General features: G+C 56.2%; 10 protein-coding genes and 1 rRNA gene. 3 read left to right on the top strand and 8 right to left on the bottom strand.

Going from position 1 to position 18,486, the window contains the following annotated elements; genetic code table 11:
- Window positions 1-2: 2 nt before the first annotated feature.
- Window positions 3-479, bottom strand: a complete 477-nt coding sequence (locus BLV48_RS10700) for a DUF2489 domain-containing protein (protein WP_091826777.1) — start codon at window positions 477-479, stop codon at window positions 3-5.
- Window positions 480-560: 81 nt separating this feature from the next.
- Here BLV48_RS10700 and BLV48_RS10695 point away from each other — a divergent pair, with 81 nt between their 5' ends.
- Window positions 561-1,001 carry a PaaI family thioesterase gene (locus BLV48_RS10695; RefSeq protein WP_175527643.1) on the top strand — a complete coding sequence of 147 codons (441 nt, stop codon included), beginning with the start codon at window positions 561-563 and terminating at the stop codon, window positions 999-1,001.
- A gap of 20 nt (window positions 1,002-1,021) precedes the next feature.
- Here the strand turns inward: BLV48_RS10695 and BLV48_RS10690 are convergent, their stop codons facing one another.
- From BLV48_RS10690 to recC, 5 genes are all read right to left on the bottom strand, one after another.
- On the bottom strand, window positions 1,022-2,014 hold the full coding sequence (locus tag BLV48_RS10690; protein ID WP_091826775.1) for a c-type cytochrome: 993 nt from the start codon (window positions 2,012-2,014) through the stop codon (window positions 1,022-1,024).
- Complete coding sequence (locus BLV48_RS10685; RefSeq protein ID WP_091826774.1) at window positions 2,014-2,676, bottom strand: c-type cytochrome; 663 nt, start codon at window positions 2,674-2,676, stop codon at window positions 2,014-2,016. Before BLV48_RS10685 ends, BLV48_RS10690 begins: the two co-directional genes overlap by 1 nt.
- Before the next feature lie 124 nt (window positions 2,677-2,800).
- Window positions 2,801-4,846: an exodeoxyribonuclease V subunit alpha gene (gene recD, locus BLV48_RS10680; protein WP_091826773.1), complete on the bottom strand. Its 2,046-nt coding sequence runs from the start codon at window positions 4,844-4,846 to the stop codon at window positions 2,801-2,803.
- Window positions 4,839-8,585, bottom strand: coding sequence for an exodeoxyribonuclease V subunit beta (gene recB / locus BLV48_RS10675; RefSeq protein ID WP_091826772.1), 3,747 nt, complete (start codon window positions 8,583-8,585; stop codon window positions 4,839-4,841). The genes recD and recB overlap by 8 nt, the downstream gene beginning before the upstream one ends.
- The gene (gene recC / locus BLV48_RS10670) at window positions 8,582-12,028 is read right to left on the bottom strand and encodes an exodeoxyribonuclease V subunit gamma (RefSeq protein WP_091826771.1); all 3,447 of its coding nucleotides are present in this window, start codon (window positions 12,026-12,028) and stop codon (window positions 8,582-8,584) included. The genes recB and recC overlap by 4 nt, the downstream gene beginning before the upstream one ends.
- Before the next feature lie 196 nt (window positions 12,029-12,224).
- On the opposite strand from recC, the gene BLV48_RS10665 reads away from it, so the two are divergent.
- Complete coding sequence (locus BLV48_RS10665; RefSeq protein WP_091826770.1) at window positions 12,225-14,786, top strand: EAL domain-containing protein; 2,562 nt, start codon at window positions 12,225-12,227, stop codon at window positions 14,784-14,786.
- 19 nt (window positions 14,787-14,805) lie between these two features.
- Here BLV48_RS10665 and BLV48_RS10660 read toward each other — a convergent pair whose 3' ends face one another.
- On the bottom strand, window positions 14,806-17,070 hold the full coding sequence (locus BLV48_RS10660) for a methyl-accepting chemotaxis protein (RefSeq protein WP_091826769.1): 2,265 nt from the start codon (window positions 17,068-17,070) through the stop codon (window positions 14,806-14,808).
- Window positions 17,071-17,259: 189 nt separating this feature from the next.
- Between BLV48_RS10660 and fabI the strand changes: the two genes are divergently transcribed.
- On the top strand, window positions 17,260-18,024 hold the full coding sequence (fabI, locus tag BLV48_RS10655; protein ID WP_206842246.1) for an enoyl-ACP reductase FabI: 765 nt from the start codon (window positions 17,260-17,262) through the stop codon (window positions 18,022-18,024).
- Between the two features lie 264 nt (window positions 18,025-18,288).
- Here the strand turns inward: fabI and rrf are convergent.
- Window positions 18,289-18,404 (bottom strand): 5S ribosomal RNA (gene rrf, locus BLV48_RS10650).
- Between the last annotated feature and the right edge of the window lie 82 nt (window positions 18,405-18,486).

Here is an 18,486-nt window from a genome sequence, read left to right as displayed (position 1 = left end):
GATCAGCTCAGATACTGGCCTCGGCTTAATGCCTTGGCCGCTCCCTGTATTGCGTTCAGATGCCCCTGTTCAAGCTGCTCCATCTCACGCTGATACTCCAGCTTGAGCTTTTTCGGTAAGGCCTTCCATTCATCCTTGATCGGGATGTGACTGGTTTTGTCATGCACTTCGGTGATCACCTGCAATGTCTCTTCCTGCAGCAGCTGGGGACGAAAATTCTCCAGCAGTACTTTAAGACGAATACAGCCCTCGGTTGCTGTCATTTTCTCATCATGCAAAATGGCATGTGCAACCAGCCGGATACTTTCACTCAGATATTCCTGCCGTGCCTCAAACTGCTTCAGCCATTCGGCTTCCTGAGCCGCCTGCTGGGTCTTGCGCGATTTTTCCTGCTGCAGCTGGCGAAAAATGATCGCTGCCAATACGGTGATCGCAACCAGTCCGGCTGCAATCAGGCCATAGATCAGTGTATTGTTCATGCTAAACCTCAAGGACAGATGGATGCCGTTTGCAACCTATTATGCCAAATACGGCCTCTTCTGACTCATTACGGAGCTGTCATGTCGAGCGATCAACATTACGAGCGTTTGATCAGAATGTATCAACAGGCCCCCATCAACCGCCTGTACCCGTCCCAGCTTACACTGGATAAGGGGCACGCCCGCATTGAGTTGGCGCCGGACCCTGGCCTCTGCCACGCAGCAGGAACCCTGCACGGTTCAGTATTGTTCAAGTTACTGGATGATGCCGCCTATTTTGCTGCAGCCAGCCGAGTACAGGATCAGTTTTTGGTAACGGCCAGCTTTCATACGTTGTTCATGCGACCGGCAAAAGTGGGGGCTCTTCATGCCGTCGGCCGCTTGATCAGTGCCGGGCGCCAGCAGCTGATTGCCGAAGCCAGCGTGTATGACGAACGCAGCCGTGAGCTGGCGCGAGGCCAGGGCTGCTTTAGCCGCAGCGGTATCATGCTGGATGAGGTAACTGAGCAGGAGAGGTCTTAGCGACCCCTCCTGGAAACCTTTTACTCGAACGTAAAGCTGCGAGGCTTCAGGTTGTCCGGCTTGAGGAACGGCTTGTCGCCGGTGTTGTCATGCTGGCCCAAGACCTTGCCGTTGAACTCGGTACCGTAGCGCGTATGCTTGTGAAAGTTCAGGTGCTTTTCACGAGTCTCGGCAGCATCACCGGTAAAGCGCGGGTCCTGCGGGCGCTCCTGACTGTTAATGTACCAGGCCACATTCCAGGCATCCTGCTCGCTCAGTGAACCCGGCTTGCCCAACGGCATGTTCATGTGGATAAACGAGGCCGCCGTATAAATACGGCTGATACCGGCCCCCCAGTTGTAAGAGTTGTCACCCCATACCGCAGGAAATACAACCTTGCCGTTGACGCGCTGGCCATTGCCGTCATCACCATGACAGATTGCGCAGTTTTCCTGGTATACTTTCTGGCCAGCTTCATAGCTGATATCAGCCGGAATCTGCTTGCCCAGACTGCTGAAACCACGGCCGCTGATATTACGCTCATACACCTTCGCGCCGGTTGCCAGCCACTGGTGGTAGGCGCTGAGGGCTACCATTTCATCACTGCCATAGGCCGGCGGCTTACCATTCATTGAGTAGGCAAAACAGCCGGCGATGCGCTCTTCCAGCGAGTTCACATGGCCGTTTTTGCCACGGAAATCAGGCAGTGTGGTAACCGCAGGCCAGACCGGGCCGGACCAGTTCTGTCCGCCTTCACCCATATGGCAGTTGCGACAGCTGTTGTCGTTGAACACATATTTGCCACGCAGTTGCTGGGTATTGTTGAACAGATCACGCCCCTTGAGAATCACTTCCCGCAGTTCGGGATGGATGCTTTTATCGGCGTATAGATCTTCCAGTGTGGGTGCCTGGTGTACATAGGCACCTTCCTTGTGAGCCGGCAGGTTAACCGGAACTTTCAGCTCCGCCGCATGTGTGGCCGATGTCAGTACGGCAGCAGACACCGCCACTGCCAGCGCATTGAAATGGTTCATTACTGACCTCCTTCGACAACAGTGACAGGCTGAGCCGCCAGATACGTCGCGACCGCTTCAATCTCAGCATCAGTCAAACGCTCGGCAACGCCGGTCATCAGCTGCACTGGATCGTTGTGACGGCTGCCACTCTGCCAGGCCTTGAGTTGCTGGCGAATATAGGTCGGATGTTGGCCGGCAATGCCTGGAAATGCAGAACCAACACCCGCATTACCGGGACCGTGACAACTGTTGCAGGAAGGCACATGCTTGCTCCAGTCGCCGCGCAGAGCCAGCTTTTCACCCAGGGCCAGTACCTCTTCACTGGCGCTGGACGCTTTCACTGCAGGCACTGGTTGCGACGCGTAATAGGCGGCAACGTCCAGAATCTGTTGCTCGCTGAGGTTATCCACATTCGGCTGCATGATCGGGCTGACCCGGGTACCCGCGTTGTAGTCCTGCATCTGCTTGGTCAGGTATTCGGCACTCAGTCCAGCCAAGCGCGGAAAACCACCTGCATCATTACCGGCACCGTCCATGCCGTGACACGCCAGACAGGGCGCACCACTGCCATCCCCCTGCATGACGATTTTCTGTCCGTCAGCGGCCACTCCCGCTGCCTGCGCAGTACCGCTGGCCAGCACAACACCGGCCAACATGAGGCGCAATCCTGATTTGAACATGGCACTCTCCCCATTGCTCATGTCTAATTTAGAATAGGCTTAACCGGCATTAGTTTATGCCAAAAAATGACATAAATCATGAAAGGGCACCTCTCTTTGGTCTGAGAAGAAGGATTTCACCTGTTCAAGACAAGCGTATAAGCCTTTTGCCCAATCCACTGGCCCGGCGCACTCGCGCACGTACGGCATCATCCAGTCGGCCCGGGTGGCTCAGCAACAGGGTGAACCAGCGACTGGCGCGTGTAATACCAGTGTATACCAGCTCCCGCGTCAGCACCGGGTTGACCGCGGGTGGCAGCAGCAGAGCCGTGTGTGCAAATTCCGAGCCCTGCGACTTGTGCACAGTCATCGCGTACACGGTTTCGATCGCCTGTAGCCGGCTGGGCAGGACCCATTTGAGATTGCCGTCCGCGAGCGGGAAGACCACGCGCAGCCCAGTGGACCCATCCGTCTCCTGGCGCATAAGGGTAATACCGATATCACCGTTCATCAGTCCCAGACTGTAATCGTTACGGGTGACCAGTACAGGCCTGCCTTCATACCAACCTTCACTGCGTAATATCAACCCGGCACGCTGCAGCACAGCGGCAATACGTGCATTCAGCCCCTCGACTCCCCAGGGGCCGCGGCGCAGCGCACAAAGCAGTTGAAACTCACCAAAGGTGTCCAGTACTCGTCTGGCCCAAACGTCTTGTGTCTGCTCATCATAGCTTTCGGGTCTGTGTGTACTCAGCTGCTCAAGATACTCGCGATAGCCGCGAGGCTGCATTCCTTCATCCGTGGCCGGCTGGGGGCCGCCATCCAGTATCAGGCGATCCAGAGCCCTGTCAGCATCACCCTTGAGGTGAATCCAGCCAAGATCGACATAACCCGCCGCCAGCACGGTATTTACCGCCTGTGGCTGGCCACTGTTGACGGCTCGCGCCAATGCTCCTATCCCACTGTCGGTACCAAAGCGGTGGCTGTGTCTGAGCATCGCAATGGCTTGCGCCAGCGGCTGCTCAGAAGGACTCCCGGATTCAGACTGCCACTGCGCCAAGTCCTGCCCGGTACGCCGCTGCAGTTGCAGCCAGGTTTCACGGCTGTAACCGCCTCGTTCGGCACCTTCGCACAAATCCCCCAGTACCGAGCCGGCTTCCACTGAGGCCAGCTGATCCTTGTCGCCCAACAGAATCAGCCGTGCCCTGGCCGGCATCGCAGCCAACAACTGGTGCATCATTTCCAGGTCAATCATGGAAGCCTCATCCACGACGACCAAATCGGCATGCAGCGGGTTATCCACATTGTGGATAAAACGGCGTGTGTTGGGCCGAGCTCCCAACAGCCGGTGCAAAGTTGTTACCTCCTGCGGAACACCCTGCTGCATCTCTGCAGGCAGGCGTCCAATTGCGCCGCTGATTGATTCGGTCAACCGCGCCGCAGCCTTTCCTGTGGGCGCCGCCAGCCGAATACGCAGGGTGCGACCTTCATCACGGGCGAGACTCTGCTGCAGTGCCAGCAGACGAACAACCGTGGTGGTTTTGCCCGTACCGGGACCACCGGTGATGATGCCAAAGCGACTGCCCGCCACCAACGCACAGGCCAGCTGTTGCCAGTCCAAGTGCCCCTCTTGCAGATGAAACAGCTCTGACAGGCGTTGCCGCAGGCGAACGTCATCCACCTCAACCGGTTGCAGGCGCTCGGCTATCCGCTCAGCGACCTCCACTTCGTAACGCCACTGGCGGTAGAGATAAAGACGGGTAGTGCCCGGTTCCAGCACCAGCGGTGCGGGCGGATCACCTGCACTGACCAGCACCGTTTCCGCCAGCACCTGCAGCCACTGACCACGCCCAAGCCCCTGCAACAATTCAACCGGTCGATCTGGCAGAGCTTCGCCAAATTCTCCGTCTGGTGGTAGTGATAGAGCACTGTCCGGCGCCGAGAGCAGACTATCCAGATCAACGCAGATATGTCCTCGGCCCAACTGGTGGCTGACCAGCACAGCCGCCAGCATCACCAGCGGCGAGGCATTGGGATCAAGGTCATTCAGGAAGCGACCCAGTGCCAGATCCAGCGACCGTATCCAGCCCCGTTCCTGCCAGCGCTGCAGCAGCGATTCCAGCACAGCCCAGTCGGCCAGCGCTGGATGCAAAGAGGCTTCGGTTGCGAAAAGATCGACCTGTTCAGACATGAGCACTCTCCCTGTTGGTCAGCAGTGCATCCAGTGTTTCAATCAACTGCGCTGACGGACGATCAATGCAGCAGCCATGCTGCTCCGGTTCTGTAATGCCACGCAGAAACAGATAAAGAGCACCGCCTACATGCTGTTCGTAGCCCCGGATGGGGTCATCGGCATAACCTGGCAACCGGGCCTTGAGCAGCCGGTGCAACGCCAGCAGATAAAGCACATACTGCACGTCGTAGCGCTTATCCAGCACCGCCTTTTGCATCGCCGCAGCACTGTAGTGACTGTTGTCCGGCCCCAACCAGTTGGACTTGTAATCGGCCACCCAGTAGCGCCCCTGATGCTCGAACACCAGGTCGATAAATCCCTTGAGCATACCGCCCAGCTGCTGCGGCGCCAGTGCAGGACGCGGCTGGCCCGGCAACACCTGCTGCGTGATCAGGCGGTCCAGTCGACTTACCGGCACCTCAGCCACCTCCAGCCAGAACTCCATCTCGGCCTGATACTGTTGCAATTGCGCCAGCGGTACACTTTGCCCAACCAGTGGCAGGGGGATAGTCAGCAGCTTCTGCAACCAATCGTCCAGCACCGGCAACCAGGGTTGCCATTCCCGCCGCTGGCAGCGCGGTGCCAGAAACTGGTGTCGCAGTGGCGCCTCCCGTGCCACTCGCTCAAAGCCCTCTTCCGCTGCCCATTCCAGTACACCGTGCAAAAAGGTACCCGCCTGAGGGCCTTTCCAGAAATGATGCGGATCATAGGCAAACTCAACCACAACGGCACGCGTTGACGGCTCATCCAGATTTTCCCGAGCGGTTTCTTCACGGGCACTTTCAGCCGGCTCAGCCTCGGCGGGCTGCTCCTGCTCGGCCCGCCCCTGCAGCTGGCTGATCGCACTGTAACTGGCGATCCACCAGCGTTCAGCTGCAACCGGTCTATCGCAAAGGCGTGCCGGTGCCAGTGCTGTTACAGTGGCAGTGTCCGGCAGCAACTCGGCATCGATTGTCGGCGGAGGCTCCACTTCGATCACACCGGCACTGACCAGCGGTTGCAGCCGGGCCTTGAGCGTCGCGCTGTCGGTTTTCGATTCGCAACCCAACAATTGGCCGAAAGCGCTTTTGTGCAGACTAAGCGAACGGTTGTATTTGATTGCAGCCACCCCCAGCCAACACGCGAACACGGGGCGGGTCAGTGCCACATAGAGCAGGCGCAGATCTTCCTGAAGCCGCTCGGCTTCTGCAGCCCGCTTGGCGCTTTCATCCTTGCTGTCCAGTTCCAGTACACTGCCCTGCTCCGACTGATAGCGGTAGCTGCCGTCACTGGCAGTCACTTCACGGTAGGCACAGATGAAGGGCAGAAACACCAGCGGATATTCCAGCCCCTTGGACTTGTGAATGGTCACCACCTGCACCAGGTCAGCATCACTTTCCAGCCGCATGATGTGTTCATCACCCCCCTGGCCGCTGTCCATGATCTGTTCCTGCAGGTAGCGAATCAGGGCCTGCTCACCTTCCAGCTGGCTACTGGCCGCCTGCAGAAGTTCGGCAAGATGCAGCAAGTTAGTCAGCACCCGCTCACCACCCGCATCCTGTAGCAGACGGGCAGGAAGCTCAAAACTGTCCAGAAGGTGGCGCACCATTGGCAGAACACCCTGCCGCTGCCAAATGTCACGCAAATGGCGGAACCGCTCCACTGCCTGTTCCCACAGCTGCTCATCACGGGTTATCTGTTCCAGGTGAACGTAGCCCAGATCCAGCGTTCGACTGGCCAACGCACCCTGCAGCAGGCCCGGCTGCTCCGGTTCGGCACAGGCGCGTAGCCAGCGCCAGAGGTCCTCAGCTTCGGCACTGGCATAGACCGAAGCCTGATCGGAAAGGTACACACTGCGAACGTTGCGTTGCTGCAGGGCACCACGAACCAGCCGGGCCTCGCTACCGTTGCGCACGAGAATGGCGATATCACTTGGCCTGATCGGGTTCAGCTGGCCATTCTCGGAGCGAAAGCCAGCCCGTTGCTGTTGCGACAGTGAAAGCAGGTGACGAATCTGGCTGGCACTGTGCTCGGCCATCAGCCTGCGGTAATCACCGACGGCTACCCCGTCAGCCGCGTCCTCCTCCAACAGCCAGTGCGTCAGGGCTGATGGCCGTACGCCTTCAACCTCAAATACCGTTTTGCGGCCGTTGGCATCCACCGGAATAAACGGCAACGGGTTATCACCCTCACGGGCAAAACGGAAGGCACCACTGGCCTGGCTGGCTTCAGCATGCTCAAACAGCCGGTTGACCGCCTCCACCAAGGCTTTTGATGAACGGAAATTGCGCCCGAGGGTATAGTGGCACCCTCTGGTATCACGTCGTGCCTGCAGATAGGTATGAATATCGGCACCACGAAAGGCGTAGATCGCCTGTTTGGGGTCACCTATCATCAACAGTGCACATTCTGAGGGGTCGGCATCCGGCAGATTCGTGCCGCGATAGATGCGGCTGAAAATACGGTACTGCAGTGGATCGGTATCCTGAAATTCGTCGATCAGTGCGACCGGGTACTGACGACGAATGGTTGCGGCAAGGCGATCACCACCTTCACCCTGCAGTGCGTGATCCAGCCGCACCAACATGTCATTGAAGCCGAGCGCCGCTGCGCGCTCGCGGGATCGATCAAAACGCTGCTGAATCCATTGCGCCGCATGCAGCTGTACCGGTTGCAGCGGAGGCTGCAGCTGCAGGTAATCCACCAGCTCCTGTAACAGGTCGAATACCGGATGCTCCGGCGTCTGGTCCTGCATCTTTTTGGCTGTTTTATCGGTCAGCTTTGCACGCGCAAAGTGGGCCAGCTTGTCACTCGACAGCATGCCCCCTTCAGCCCAGACCACCATGTCAGCCAGCTTTTCAGGCAGGGCTTCCGGCTTGTAGCTGGTGTTATTCAGAATCTTCTTTTGGGCAGCACTGATCAGCAGCGTTTCAATTTCGTCGTGCTCAGCCAGCCAGAGGGTGCGTGCCCGCTGCTCCAGCTGCTGCTTCTGTGGCAGCCAGTCGTTCAACTTCCGGGCATATTCTGCAGGGGACTGAGCCTCGCTGATACTGCTGCCCTGATATCGTACCTGTTGATCACCCGGCTGCAGCAGGGGTTTGACCGCCTGCAGCAGAGCATCGGGATCAGCGGCCAGTTCACTCAGTGCTTCGGCCACGATCGGCGACAGTGCGTAGCACCAGCTGCGCCAGTAGTCACGTGCCATCTCGGCCAGCAATTCGCTGTCATCCTGCTCCAGCTGCTGGCGGAACAGGCTGCCGGTATCAAAAGCGTGCTGGGTGAGCATGCGCTGGCACCAGCTGTGGATGGTGTATACCGCGGCTTCATCCATCCACTCAGCGGCCTGCTCCAGTTTGCGGGCGGCCAGCGCTCGTGCCTCTTCCATGGCAAACTCGGGCTCGGCGAGCAGCTGCTGCAGGAACGGATCAGGCGCGGACTGACCACGAAATACGCGCGCGGCATCGGCCAGGCGAGTGCGGATTCGGTCACGCAATTCACGGGTGGCTGCATTGGTGAAGGTCACCACCAGAATCTCAGGCGGTAACAGGTCACGTTGAAAGCGAGTATCAGTATTGCCATGGCCCAGTACCAGACGCACATAGAGCGCGGCGATAGTGAAGGTCTTGCCGGTACCGGCACTGGCCTCGATCAGGCGATGCCCATGCAGTGGAAAAGCCAGCGGATTCAGTGTCTGTGGCTGAGTGTGCGGTGTAGTCATACGCTCTCCCACTGCAGCAATTCCGCCTGGTCGATCAGGGGTTGATACAGTGCATACGCCCAATCTTCCAGCCCCTCCTCCAGCAGGCGGTCAAAGTTTGGCCACGCCCGCTGCAGGTAACGGTCCCGTATGCCCTCCCCCGGGAAACGACTATCTCCGTTGTAGGCGTGGTAGGCCTGTGTAATTGGATCTTTCCCATCAGCAGCCGTCAGCAGAGCAAGGCCAGTTCGACAGGCCAGCGGCGCCGGCTTTTCAAGCGCCTGCAGGTAATGGGACAGCAGTGTATTGAGCTGCGCTTGTGCCTGTGTGGCCGTGATCGGCCTGATCCGGGCACTGGTATCCGGCCCGACCAGAAAGGTGGTCAGTGAGTACCCGCTTGCACTGACGGCAAGGTGATCCAGCCATGCCCGGACCAGCCGGTGCCAGCGTGGTGCTCCCTTGTCGCTGATGGCCTGAGGCGAATGCAGTATCAGAGCCAGTTCCGGCCCCGAACGGTGTCGGTAAAGCCCACTGAGCCAGTCTTCCAGCATCACCTGCCCTCCATCCACTTGCAGACACAGCTGCAACTCCAGCGCATCAGGCAAGAGTTGCCAGTCGGCGAATAACGGCTGTAGATGACGCAGCGTTGAAGCGGCCGGGCTGACGATTTCTCGCAGCGAACGTTCGCCGTAGGCACCCAGCGGCAACTCCCCCGCTCGCTGCCAGCGTGCCAGCTGCGTCTGAATGCCCAGCTCCGGTGTGTCGGCTTTAAGCCCGGCATCGATCAGGTCAGAACCCAGCCGATACTGGTCAAGCCGGTTAAAACGGAAGGGCTCATGCTCCTGCGGCATCTCTTCCAGCGTATCGAACCAGACATTGAGGCGCTGGTTGAAGAAGATTTGCACCGGGTTGCGCAGGAAACGCTGCAACGGTTTCAGACTTAGGCTTTGAGGCAACTCCATCGGAGGCGACTCTCCGGCCTCTAGCCTGTCCACTGCTTCATGTACGTCACGCCACTCGCGGGCGTAGGTGAACAGGCGTGGGTTATGCTCAAAGTAGCTTGGACTGAAAGGTTGCAACGGATGCTCGGTAGTCAGGGCATGTAACACTGCCTTACCGTCCTCTGCCGCCGTTGCCCAACCCTGCTGTATGTGGTCACGCAACTGAGCCACCAATACTGATGGCGGCTGTTCGGCATTATCACGTACACTGCGACCCACCCAGCTGATATAGAACGCATCTCGCGCCGACAGCAGTGCTTCCAGAAACAGGTAGCGGTCATCTTCACGCCTTGACCGGTCACCAGGGCGGTAGCGCCCCACCATCAGGTCGAAATCCATTGGCGGCTGTACGCGTGGATAGTCGCCATCGTTCATTCCCAACAGGCAAACCCGACGAAAGGGGATGGCACGCATCGGCATCAGAGTCGAGATGTTGACGGCCCCAGCCAGGAAGCGTTGTGACAGACTTTGTTCATCGATGCCATCAAGCCAGCTTTCGCGCACCACTTCCAGCGGCAGCGGACGATTCAACCCGGCTTCGGCACAAGCCTCCTGCCATTGCTGCAGCTTCAGTCCGAGCCGCTCCAGCAGTATCAGGTCCTGATCGCTGACGGGCAGCAAAAAACGCTCCAGCAGATCAGTAAGGATTAAACCCCAATCAATATGTGACTTTGGGGTTAGCAAGTGCTCACGCAACTGCAGCAGAGCGGCGATCAGCTCAGCCAATGGCCCCACTTGTGCCGCCTCCAGCCCCCCGACTTCGCCATAGGTCTCAATATCGGCGAATGTCTGTTCTTCGCCCATCGCATAACCCAGTAACATGCGACGCAGGCCGAACAGCCAGGTGTTCTGCTCCAGCCCTTCGGGCAGCTCCAAGCCTGCGCGTTGGGCACTGTCCAGCCCCCAGCGAATACCGGATTCACGAACCCAGTGCTGCAGTCGAGGCAGGTCTGTCTCGGCCATGCCAAAACGTTCACGCAACGCCGGCACCTCCAACAGGTCAAACAACTGACTGACGCCAAAACGCTCCTGCGGCAGCTGCAGCAAGAGTTCCAGTGCAATCAGCAGTGGCGCCTGACCACGGTTCTGCTGATCATTGAGGGTAAAGGGTATAAAACGCGGGTCCTGCCGCTGCAGACGGCCAAACACAGCACGAATATGCGGTGCATACTGGTTGACGTCGGGCACCATCACGATGATATCGCGAGGCCGCAGTGATGGATCCTGTTGAAACCAGTGCAACAGCTGGTCGTGCAGTATTTCGACCTCACGCTGACGACTGTGTGCTATCTGAAAAGTCAGTGAGTGATCACCTTCAACCCAGATCCGGGGAACATGAGATGTTGGCTCCAGCTCCAGAATATCCTGCTGAATCTGGTTCAGCAGTGGCAAAGATTCAATATCGCGTTCGGCTTCATCAAACAGATCGATGCGTTCAAACCAGTCCTGATAACGCCCGGGTTCATCAAACTGATCCAGCAAGCGAATATAATCACGGCCCTGCTTGCCCCAGGCCGCCAGCAGAGGCTGCGCATGCAGATGCAGCTGAGCATCACTCAATACTTCCGGCATACCTTCCTTGCGTACCTGCCGTCGTTTTTCACTGCGCAGCAGTTCCTTGCCATCGATAATATCGGCCCAATAGTGCCGGCAAGGGTTATGTACGCACAGCAAAACCTGGGTGTGGCGTGACAGAGCGGCCAACGCCTCAATGAACTGTTGCGGCAGTGCCGATATGCCAAACACCACCAGACGACGCGGCAACCCCGCCGGACGTTGACGCAGTGACTTGCAGCCATCAAGGAAGCGCTGCTGCAGATCGGCACGACTCAACATTCGCTGATGGTCATCGAGGTCCGCACGAATGGCACGCCAAAGCAGTGCCTGCCAGCGCTGATCATCCGACAACGGCTGAGGCTGACCATGGGCATCAATCAGGATATCCTGACCATCGGCCCATGCCTTTAACCAGTCGGCACGGTAGACCTGATACTGGTCAAACAGATCCGCTAGCCGTTCGGCCAGCTGGTATTCCTTGCGTGCACTTTCGTCATCCTTAAGAAAATGCGACAGCGATTCAAAGTCAGGCTGCTTGAGCAGGTCGGGCAATAGTCGCAGCAACCGCCAGGTCAGGCGAGATTTGTCATAGGGTGATGTTTTAGGGACTGCATCAGGGCCGAGGACAGCCCGATATGCCTGCCACAGAAAGGCCGAGGGCAGCTGAATGTCCAGCGCAGCCGCGATGCCACAGCCAGGCTGCTCCGGGTCATCTGTCGAACGCGCCAACGCCAGCTGCAGCCACTGGGCAATACCGTTGCTTTGAACCAGCACGACTTCGTTTTCCAGCACCCCAAGCGGGTTAATTTGCATCCATTGCACCAGCAACGTGCGCAGTGCCTCAAGTCGATTGCTGTGGATAATCGCCAGTCCCGAGGATACGGGGGTAGTTGAGTCATGTGCCATCTGCCTGGCTCCCTGTCATACAGCGTTCCGAACGGACTAGGATACACCGGCACTCGAAGGCACGACAGGACTGAGATCGACGTCCTCTCCTGTCTCCAATACTTGACAGATATCAACCCTCTACCAATTGCCTGCAGATCAGTTCACACTCTGCGCGTACAATCGTCCGACTATAAATAAAACAGCAGTGGTTCATATGTCACGTCACTCGCCATCCATCCGGCGTTACCTGCTCAACCGCACATTTCTTTTTTCTGCCATCGGATTTCTGGTGTTGCTGCTGGTCTGCCGCCAAGCCTATCAGGCCAGTGTACGTGACAGCGCTCAGGAAATTGCCCGCTCGGTCGCCGAAAGCACCTTCAACTCAATGTATCTTGTCATGAGCCAGGGCTGGACCCGGCTGCAGCTGGAGCAATTCATGCGCCAGCTGTCCAACACCGAGCACCCCGCTTCCAGCCTTAAAGTGAGTGTTTTCCGTGGCACCAAAGTAACCGAGCGATTCGGCTCCATCGAGCAGCCCGATCTGGATGCTTTGATGCGCGAGGCCATGCAAAGCGGTGAGATCATTGAGGAGAATGACGGTACTCATCAACGCTATCTGTATCCGCTTCAGGCCCGCGAAAACTGTACGGGTTGCCATACCAATGCCCGCGTTGGTGACAACCTGGGGCTGATCGAGGTACATCAGGATCTCAGCCGTCAGATGAGCGTTGCAAACCGAAACCTGCTGTATTACCTGTTGCTGCTTTCCCCTTTGCCCTTCCTGTTTGGTTTCTGGGCGGTGCGGACCGTGACACTGCGTATCAATCAGTCTGTAGAAGAGCTGAGCAACAGGATTTCACGAGTCGATTCGCTTGAGGATCTCAGTCAGCTGTCAAAAGACAAAAAGGATCTTGGTTTCAGGGAGCTGAATCACATATTCGGACAGGTCGAAGCGCTTGCTGAAAAATTACGCACCATCGCGGTGGACAAAGACCTGCTGGAGTTCGAAATCCGTCTGCTGGAGAAATTTGTCATCACGTCGGAAGTGGTACGGGACTGGCGCGAATACGTTAATCTGTTGATGCTGGATATCAACCAGGTCATTCCGATCTACACCATGTTTTCCATCTTCAAGGTGGACGATGAGATGTTTGATCTGGAAATTTTCTGGCTGCGCCCCCCCGCCAAGGAAACCAAGAAGATGATGGAGCAGGCGGTGCTCAATCGCCTGCAGGGCAACGATCATTTTTCGATACCCGGCGAGATTATTATTCACCACAACTCGGTACAGCTTGAGGGTCCCGAGATGGTGCTGAACACGACCGAAATTGAGTTACAGACCAAGTCTCTGTTGGTCGAAACACCCAAGATCGGTGGCATTGTCGGTATCGGTGTGCATGCCGATATCGTCAAGGACAGTACCAAGGTACTGGTACTGGAGAGCATTTTGTCCACCCTGCTCAATGTGGTCGGCTCGGTTAAAGCGATCTACAAGTACACCCGTGACCTTGAATACTATGCAACACGTGATCCGCTGACCAACCTGTATAACCAGCGCATGTTCTGGGAGCTGTTGGACTACGAACTGGATCGCTGCCATCGTCACGATTATCAGGTCGCCCTTTTGATGATCGATCTGGACAACTTCAAGGCGATCAATGACGGCTATGGTCATGCCATGGGAGACAAATTGCTGCGGCAGCTTGCTCTGGCCATGCAGGAGGTGTTGCGTACCGGCGATATTCTGGCCCGCTACGGTGGCGATGAATTTGTAGTGGTGCTGCCTGAAACAACGCTGGAACAGACCAGCGAAGTCTGTGAACGCCTGCTACATTGCCTGCAATCCTTCAGCCTTGAGACCGAGAAAGGCGGTCTGGTACGCGTCACCGGCTCGATCGGGGCAGGCATCTTCCCTGACCATGCGGATAACCGCAAAGACCTGTTCATGTTCGTCGATAACCTGATGTACCGGGCCAAAACTCAGGGCAAGAACCGTATCAGCCTGCCACATAAAGAAGATGTAGCGGATATTTTCAACGACCTTAACCAGAAGATGCTGCTGGTCAATGATACCATCGAGAATCGCAGCGTGGTGCCGGTTTTTCAGCCCATTCAACCACTGGATGAGGATACGCCTGCTGTAGAAGTACTCAGTCGTCTGCAGCTGCCGGGTGACAAACTGATGTCAGCCGGCGAGTTCATTGAGATTGCAGAGTCCATGGGCAAGGTACATCTGCTGGACTACATCGTAATGGAAAAGGCGTTCGCCAAGGTTCAGGAAACCGGCTATCAGGGCCTGCTGTTCATCAACCTGTCACCCCGTTCGATACTGGTGCGCGACTTCCTGCAAACGCTTCACGAGTTGACTCAGCGATACCGACTGAACCCATCCCGGATTGTGTTTGAAATAACCGAGCGCGACACTGTCAAGAACATGGGGCTGCTGGAGAACTTTGTCCACAGCCTGAAGGATTCGGGCTACATGATGGCCATCGATGATTTTGGCTCCGGCTTTTCATCGTTCCATTACCTGAAATACCTGCCAATCGATTTCGTTAAGATAGAAGGCGAGTTCATCGCCAACATGGGCAATGATCCTCGAGACCTGGCCTTTGTGGTCAGTATTACCGAACTGGCCAAGAAGCTGAACCTTAAAACCGTGGCCGAATTCGTGGAAACCGAGGAAGTGTTGCAGATGGTGCGAGACGTCGGCATCGACTACGCCCAGGGTTACCACATTGGCCGACCCGCGCGTGAAATGCCGGGCTTTGAATAAGCCCGGCATTTTTTTCGGTTCAACGAGCTTCCTGAATTAACCGATCAATGGCGCTGACGATTTCACCAGACAGTTGAGCCACCTCCTGATACTTGCGTTCAGCCTCAGGTTCTTTGCCATGATGCTTGGCCTCGATAATTTCGCCAATCAACTGATGCAGACGGTCATGCGGTTTCTCGATGGCCTGTAAAACCGATGAGTTACCGTAGCGTTCCTTGCCGGTAGTGTAGTACCAGCGGCCGAAATCGCATTCGTGTGATGATACCGCCTGCTCATGCGGAATATCCGCGTGCCCATCAAGAAATGCTCGTAGCCTCATCTTCCAGGCCTGATGTGCAGCTTTCGCCACTTCCAGCTCAATTACATCGTCCTGCGTCACTCTGAACTTTCGAATCACCCGCATCAACTGCGAGAGCTCAGAGCCTATGCCGGCAGCTGACACAAGGATATCCGACGCGCCGACCGAGGTTTCTTCAGCACCGGTACCAACGCGCTCGACCGACTGGTTAATGGTTTCACTGACCTGTGTCTGCTCCTCGGCAGCAGAGGCGATCTGCGCGGTCATGTCACGTATCTCATCCATCCCCCGCGTAATTGCCTGCAGCGCTTCCCCTGCACGCGCGGCAGTGGATACCGTCTGTTCAGACTGGCTCTGACTCTGCTCAATAACCCGAACCGTATGTCCGGTCCCTTCCTTGAGTGCACTGATCATGTCGTTGATCTCGGCTGTAGAGTTCTGAGTCCTGTGTGCAAGTGCTCTCACTTCATCCGCCACTACCGAGAAGCCGCGCCCCTGCTCACCTGCACGGGCAGCCTCTATTGCGGCATTCAACGCCAGCAGATTGGTCTGGTCGGCGATATCACGGATAACATCAAGGATGGTATTTATTTTTTCACTGCGGGTTTCTACATCCCGTATCACATCACGCATGGAAGCAACATCTGCTGCCAATGCATTAATGGCGTCAATGGCATCCTCTACAACCCGATGACCAATCTGTGCCTCTTCATCAGCTTTTTGCGTCACCTCTGCAGAACTGGCTGCGCTGCGTGCTACCTCTTGGGCCGTCGCAGTCATCTCGTTCATGGCTGTAGCGATCTCGGTAGTTTCGCGACGTTGGCGGTTCGCAAGTTCCAGCGTATGGTCACTGACATCAAACAGGTGTGAGCCGGAGCTGGAAACTGACGCGACTGCACGCATCAGTTCCTGAATCAACGCTTCAATACGGCTAATGAAATGATTGAACTCACTTGCGATGTCTGTCAGTTCATTCTTGCCATTAACCGGTAATCGTTGTGTCAGATCACCGTCACCACTTGATATGTTTTTCATCGCATGCGTGATTTGCAATAGTGGTTTTGCCACACTGTGACTGATATAAAGAGCAATCAAAACTCCCAGCACCAAAAATGCACCAATGATGGCCAGCAACTCATAAAAAGCTTGTTCATATGCATCAATGTAGCTGCTGCGGTCCATTGCCAATGACAGAACACCAATCGACTGGCCTGAAAAGTCCTGTAACTGGTTGGAGTAGATCGCGACAGGAGAGCCCTCCAGTTCTCCTGTCCCCATCTGCCCCTCCCCCCGAAGCGCAAGCTTGAATACATCGGGATCGAGCAGCGCCTGATCGCCCCACGTGGACGCGAACAATGTTTGTTGACCCGCATTATTCAGAATTAATGCGACATCCAGCCCGGTTTCCTGTTTGACTTGATCAAAAAACGATTGTCCCAGAGAGAAGCCAAACTCTACCGATCCCCAGTGATGCCCGGCCACTTCCAAAGGCACCATGCCACGGATGCCAAGGCCAGCCACTCCCTGCTCAACGCCACTGACCGCTACTCGTTTCTGATTGGTTTCCACAACAGTCTGGCGGAACCCGGAGAGGTCGTCTCCATACTTTTCCGGTCGATGCACACGCAACCAGGACACCGCTGGTGGTGTGTGAAACTGCAATTGGCGCAAGCCAAAATCTGATTGCAGTCGAGCAAAGGCACCCTCAAGTTCTGCCAGTAACCGGTCACGCGCCCCGTCCGACAGGGCGGCCTGAACACTTGGCTGGCTAGCAACCAGGGTCGCCATAGCTGTTGCCAAACGACGTTCAGACTCTATCCGTTCAAGTACCTTATCAAACTGAACTTTCAGCTCCCGCTCTTCTGCTGCATGGATAAGATTATTGAAGTCACGCATGACAGCTGGCAGTACCAATAACGCAACCAGCAGGAGTAAGAGGCAAAAACCACCTATAACACGCATTCGGATACTGAGATGGTTGAGCATAAGAGGGTCCTTTCTTCAGCTTTGTTTTATTTTTAGTTCGATCATACCTGTTCAACCAGACAGAAAACATGGATATAAAAGCTCACATTACTCACAGATACAAACATTCAGCGTTTTAACCATACAGTCACCGAAACCTGATGAGATAATGGCATCGCACGATTCAATCAGACCCCCATGGAAGCTGAAATGATAGATTTGACAGGAAAACGTGGTGTTATATTCGGCATCGCTAACAACAAAAGCATCGCCTACGGCTGTGCAGAAGTCCTCAGCGGCCTTGGTGCGGAGCTTTGCATTACCTACCTGAATGACAAGGCACGTCCATATGTCGCCCCTTTGGCAGATCAGTTGGGTGCCACTTTGGTACTGCCCTGCGATGTTGCCACTGAAGGCGAGCTTGAGCAGATTTTTGAACGTCTGAAGCAGGAGTGGGGACAGATCGACTTTGTTATCCATTCAATTGCCTGGTCACCCCTGGATGAACTGCACGGCAAACTGGTGGACTCATCTTCAGAAGGTTTCTGCAAAGCGATGGATATCTCGTGCCACTCTTTTATACGAATGGCGCGGCACGCACGTGAATTGATGCCTCAAGGTGGTTCACTGCTCACCATGAGTTATCATGGTGCTGAGCGTGTCGTGGATCACTATAACCTGATGGGACCCATCAAGGCCGCCCTTGAAAGCTCCGTACGCTATCTTGCAGCAGAGTTGGGACCAGAGCAGATCAGGGTTCACTCTCTATCCCCAGGACCCATGCCAACGCGTGCTGCCGGCGGTATTGATTCCTTTGATGAACTGATGGGGGATGCCATTGAACGATCTCCACTGCACCGGTTGGGGTCACCTTCCGATGTGGGAAAACTTGCCGCATTTTTGATCAGTGAACACTCATCAGCCCTCACAGGCAACCGCATCTATGTTGATGCAGGTCATCATCTTATGGCATGAAAACGCAATATAAGAGTTTTCCTATATACCCGGAAAGACAACACGCCTATTATGCGCCCTGAGGTTCACAAGGTGTGACCAAGACGACAGGAGTTCGTACCTCACCGCTTGCTTCAGGACTGAAGCAGCGACTGACAGGGAAGTCAGTGACAGGGCCCGCCGCAGGGAATGCGCCGGGCCCTTTCTTTTGTCTGGCGCCTGCCTGTGCTTCGCCCCAATGCAAAAACCCCGGCCTCAACGAGACCGGGGTTTCTGGTATTAAGTGCCTGGCGATGACCTACTCTCACATGGGGAAGCCCCACACTACCATCGGCGATGACGCGTTTCACTGCTGAGTTCGGTATGGGATCAGGTGGTTCCACGTCTCTATGGTCGCCAGGCGAAACTGGTACAAACCGGATCTGATTGAGCCTCGTGCTTATATGTCACGTTGCTCTGATTGTCTGTGTTGTTGCTACAAGC

Source organism: Marinobacterium iners DSM 11526 (assembly GCF_900107855.1).
Taxonomy (GTDB): Bacteria; Pseudomonadota; Gammaproteobacteria; order Pseudomonadales; family Balneatricaceae; genus Marinobacterium; species Marinobacterium iners.
The sequence above is the reverse complement of the archived record's forward strand: the minus strand, read 5'-3'. Positions and strand labels throughout refer to the sequence as shown.

Bases quoted from the DNA above. Each gene is read 5' to 3' on its own strand.
- recC (WP_091826771.1), bottom strand. From the start codon at position 12,028: ATGGCACATGACTCAACTACCCCCGTATCCTCGGGACTGGCGATTATC.
- BLV48_RS10695 (WP_175527643.1), top strand. From the start codon at position 561: ATGTCGAGCGATCAACATTACGAGCGTTTGATCAGAATGTATCAACAG.
- BLV48_RS10690 (WP_091826775.1), bottom strand. From the start codon at position 2,014: ATGAACCATTTCAATGCGCTGGCAGTGGCGGTGTCTGCTGCCGTACTG.
- fabI (WP_206842246.1), top strand. From the start codon at position 17,260: ATGATAGATTTGACAGGAAAACGTGGTGTTATATTCGGCATCGCTAAC.
- recD (WP_091826773.1), bottom strand. From the start codon at position 4,846: ATGTCTGAACAGGTCGATCTTTTCGCAACCGAAGCCTCTTTGCATCCA.
- BLV48_RS10665 (WP_091826770.1), top strand. From the start codon at position 12,225: ATGTCACGTCACTCGCCATCCATCCGGCGTTACCTGCTCAACCGCACA.
- BLV48_RS10660 (WP_091826769.1), bottom strand. From the start codon at position 17,070: ATGCTCAACCATCTCAGTATCCGAATGCGTGTTATAGGTGGTTTTTGC.
- recB (WP_091826772.1), bottom strand. From the start codon at position 8,585: ATGACTACACCGCACACTCAGCCACAGACACTGAATCCGCTGGCTTTT.
- BLV48_RS10685 (WP_091826774.1), bottom strand. From the start codon at position 2,676: ATGTTCAAATCAGGATTGCGCCTCATGTTGGCCGGTGTTGTGCTGGCC.
- BLV48_RS10700 (WP_091826777.1), bottom strand. From the start codon at position 479: ATGAACAATACACTGATCTATGGCCTGATTGCAGCCGGACTGGTTGCG.